1 protein-coding gene is annotated in these 1,383 nt (G+C 47.5%); it reads left to right on the top strand.

From position 1 onward, the window contains the following. The coding region (locus tag HUK38_RS14550) for an AAA-like domain-containing protein (RefSeq protein ID WP_182585041.1) at positions 1-1,383 on the top strand (1,383 nt) is incomplete at both ends.

Below are 1,383 nucleotides of genomic sequence, written 5' to 3'. Positions count from 1 at the left end.
CTATTGCACGCGCCGCGTCAAACTGGCAAAACGTCTTGTTTATTAGCGTTAATGGAATATTTGAATAACGACGGGCGTTATCGAGCACTTTACGCGAATATCGAAAGTGCGCAGGCGGCGCGGGAAAATTTAATACCAGCAATCACCGGCATTATTCAAACGATTGCCAATAGCGCCCGTTTAATTTTGAATGATTCACATCCCACAACTTTGGTACGCGAAGTACTCGCCGATCAATCGATCACAATTGCGTTGCAGGAATTTCTCACACGTTGGAGTCAATCCTCTCCGCAGCCGCTCGTGTTATTACTCGACGAGGTAGATGCGTTAATTGGTGACACGCTCATTTCATTATTGCGTCAATTGCGCGCTGGCTATACGCAACGCCCGGCCGCATTTCCACAATCAATCATTCTCTGCGGTGTGCGTGATTTGCGTGATTACCGCATTCATGCGCGTTCTGAAGCCAGCCCAATTACCGGCGGCAGCGCGTTTAATATTAAAGCCGAATCATTGCGATTAGGCGATTTCACTGCCGCTGAAGTAGCCGCGTTATTAACAGAACACACAACAGAAACGGGACAGGTTTTTACGCCAGAAGCAATTGAACAGGTCTGGCAATTAACGCAAGGTCAACCCTGGTTAGTCAATGCACTTGCGTATCATGTATGTTTTCGCCTGCCCGCTGGGCGTGAGCGTTCTCAATCAATTACGATTACGCACATCAATCAAGCAAAAGAATACTTAATTATTAACCGTGTGACGCATTTGGATCAATTGGCTGATAAATTGCGCGAGGAGCGCGTCCGCCGCGTGATTGAACCGATGTTAGCAGGCACTCTATTAGACAACGTGCCGGATGATGATATTCAATATTTAATTGATCTCGGCCTGTGCCGAATGACAACGAGCGGGGGGTTACGAATAGCCAATCCGATTTATAAAGAAGTTTTGCCGCGTAGTTTATCTTTCACCCCGCAAGCGTCATTACCGCACATTCATCCAACTTGGTTAAATAGCGATGGCAGTTTGAATCCCGAGCAATTATTAAAAACCTTTCTAATCTTTTGGCGGCAACACGGTCAACCGCTATTAAAAAGTGCGCCCTACCATGAGATCGCCCCGCATTTGGTGTTAATGGCATTTTTACACCGCGTGGTGAATGGTGATGGCACCCTCGAACGGGAATACGCCATTGGCTCTGGGCGAATGGATTTATGCTTGCGCTATGGCGCGGTGACGCTCGGAATAGAATTAAAAGTCTGGCGGGAGAATGAAAAAGACCCATTGACAGCGGGATTAGAACAATTAGACGGCTATTTGGCGGGATTGGGATTGGACAGCGGGTGGTTAATTATTTTTGATCGGCGCTCGGGGCAATTG

It is taken from the genome of Thiospirillum jenense (assembly GCF_014145225.1).
In the GTDB taxonomy this organism is placed as follows: Bacteria; Pseudomonadota; Gammaproteobacteria; order Chromatiales; family Chromatiaceae; genus Thiospirillum; species Thiospirillum jenense.
Note: the sequence above shows the minus strand (reverse complement) of the source record. Positions and strands in the feature narration are given on the sequence as shown.